Source organism: Corynebacterium sp. ACRPZ (assembly GCF_022346205.1).
Taxonomy (GTDB): domain Bacteria; phylum Actinomycetota; class Actinomycetes; order Mycobacteriales; family Mycobacteriaceae; genus Corynebacterium; species Corynebacterium lehmanniae.
Genome location: NZ_JAKRMR010000051.1, coordinates 1 through 507, shown reverse-complemented (window position 1 = coordinate 507; position 507 = coordinate 1). Strand labels below are relative to the sequence as shown.

The 507-nt window shown below is 52.1% G+C and carries 1 rRNA gene; it reads left to right on the top strand.

Features of this window, described 5'->3' with window-relative positions:
- Positions 1 to 90, top strand: a 16S ribosomal RNA gene (locus MHX64_RS11935); the annotation flags it as partial.
- Positions 91 to 507 lie beyond the last annotated feature (417 nt).

Here is a 507-nt window from a genome sequence, read left to right as displayed (position 1 = left end):
TCATGGGAGCTGTCGAAGGTGGGATCGGCGATTGGGACGAAGTCGTAACAAGGTAGCCGTACCGGAAGGTGCGGCTGGATCACCTCCTTTCTAAGGAGCTTTTATTTTTCGCCCGCAGTTGTGGGTCATTGTTTGTGTGGTTGAGTCGCCGAGTGTGCGACTGCCACGAAAGTATTTTGCCGGGTGGAGACACACCTTCAAGGTCATGGTGGCACCGTCTGGATGGTGGTGCGGCTGGCCGTTTAGGGGTTGTGCTCACATGGTGTTGGTTGGTGGATACGCCGGTTTGCGTGACAAAAGATTTGATATGCGTTGGTGCACTGTTGGGTGTCTGGGGCAGCACATGGTTGTTCCTGTTGGGCCCTCATGTCGGCTGGCTGCTTATGTGTGGTTGGTTGTGTGTGGGGGTTGTGTTGTGTGAGAACTGTATAGTGGACGCGAGTATCTTTCTTTTTTGTGTTTTGGTGTTTGTACCTTGATTGTTTGTGTGTCCGTGTGTTTTGTTAC